Annotated in this window: 2 protein-coding genes and 1 pseudogene; all 3 read left to right on the top strand. The window is 63.3% G+C overall.

Annotated features, from left to right (window positions below; translation table 11 throughout):
* Positions 1–21 precede the first annotated feature (21 nt).
* Positions 22–1,020: a LacI family DNA-binding transcriptional regulator gene (locus tag AC1DEY_RS23110; RefSeq protein WP_476870036.1), complete on the top strand. Its 999-nt coding sequence runs from the start codon at positions 22–24 to the stop codon at positions 1,018–1,020.
* Between the two features lie 57 nt (positions 1,021–1,077).
* Positions 1,078–1,371: a putative quinol monooxygenase gene (locus tag AC1DEY_RS23115; protein WP_476870035.1), complete on the top strand. Its 294-nt coding sequence runs from the start codon at positions 1,078–1,080 to the stop codon at positions 1,369–1,371.
* 288 nt (positions 1,372–1,659) lie between these two features.
* Positions 1,660–1,840 (top strand): annotated as a pseudogene (locus AC1DEY_RS23120) (hypothetical protein); the annotation flags it as partial.

The raw sequence follows: 1,840 nt of genomic DNA on the forward strand, positions 1-1,840 counted from the left end.
CTTTCTGCCAGCCGCCCGACGATGCGCCACGTTGCCGCGCTTGCCGGCGTCGGAATAAAGACCGTCTCCCGCGTGATCAATGACGAACCCGGTGTGTCGGACGCCACCCGGCAAAAGGTGCTCAGCGCCTCCATGCAGCTCAACTACCAAGTGGACATGGCGGCCGGCAGCCTGCGCCGCGCGGGCAGAAGGACGCTCTCGGTCGGGCTGTTGCTGCCGAGTGTTTCCAACCCGTTCAGCGGCGAGATCAACCGGGCAATAGAAGATGCTCTTGGGGCCAGGGGAATCGCGGTCTTTGCGGCGAGCCTGGATGATGACCCCCAGCGGGAGCAGGACATCGTGGCGGCATTTCTTGGGCGGCGTGTCGACGGGCTCATCCTCACGCCCATCGCCAGGAGCCAGGCGTATGTGATCCCGGAGCATTCCCGTGACCTGCCTTTGGTCTTCATCGACCGTGAACCGGTAGGAGTGGAAGCAGATGCCGTCGTGACCGACAACGCCGCAGGCTCCGCGAGGGCAGCCGCCCACCTGATCAACCGCGGCCACACCAGGCTCGCCTATCTGGGGGACCGCACCGACATCCAGACCGCCCGGGAACGCCGGCGGGGGTTCATTGACGAGATCGGCCGGCAGGGAATTCCCACCTCCACGATTCCCGTCCGTGAAAACCTGCACGATGAGGAATCGGCCAGATTGGCCGCGTTGGAACTTCTCACCGCTGCCGAACCACCGACGGCGATCTTCTCCAGCCAGAACCTCATCACTTTCGGCGCCATGCGCGCTCTGAGAGAGCTCGGGCTGAGTAAGCGCGTGGCCTTAATCGGATTCGATGACTTCACGCTTGCCGACATGATGGATCCCGGCGTGACAGTCATCGCCCAGCACCCCGAGCGAATCGGGAAGCTGGCAGCAGAGCGGCTCCTGGCCAGGATCGATGGCGACCAGCAGCCCCCGCATACCTATGTTGTCCCGTCTGAGCTGATACAAAGAGGCTCCGGGGAACTCCGCCCTCCGGCCTGACGCCGGGGGACCTTCCTGAACAATCTGCCAAAACACATTGACCTGAATGGGATCACGATGACCAAAACCCTCTACGCCGAATTCACCGTCAAACCCGGCAGCGAAGCCCGTGTCGCGGAGATGATGCTTGAACTGACCCGGCACGTCCGCCAGGAACCGGGCAACGAACTGTTCCTCCCCTATACCCGGGAAGAGAACCCCAGGGAGTACTTTGTCTTCGAGGTCTACCGTGACGAAGCCGCGTTCCAGGAACACATCGGCGCCGATTACGGCGCCAGATTCAACGAGGAACTGGCCCGCCATATCGAAGGCGACGCCTCGGAACTGACCTGGCTTCTGCCGCTGGAATAGCCCTCAGCCAAATCCAGCCGATCCACGGTCGGCGGGAGCTGCTGCGTCCAGGACCCATGGAGAGGGCTGAACGGGGCCGCCTACCGAAAATAACCCTTCCAGCCCCCTACCGCTGGAAGGGAATTTTCTGCTGCCCGCCCATCGCTCCGCCCGGCTCAGCCGCGCGGCGGGCGGCCTCATTCCCGCGCCGCCAAAACCGTTGACTTGTCTAATGGACATCACTTAGTGTCCTTCGCACTGACAACGTTGTCTACCGACGACGCGCGCAACGAAGGGCGAATCAAACGAATGAAGAACACGACCACCCGCAGGACGCATGCCGTTTCTGCACTGACGCTCGCGGGACTGACGCTGGCCGCGGCACTGGCAGGTTCCCTGCCGGCGTCGGCCGCGACAGACCCCGGGGACGAACCCTACCGACCGGCCATTCACTACACGCCGGCAAAGAACTGGATGAACGACCCCAACG

The organism is Arthrobacter sp. 05T47 (assembly GCF_056395825.1).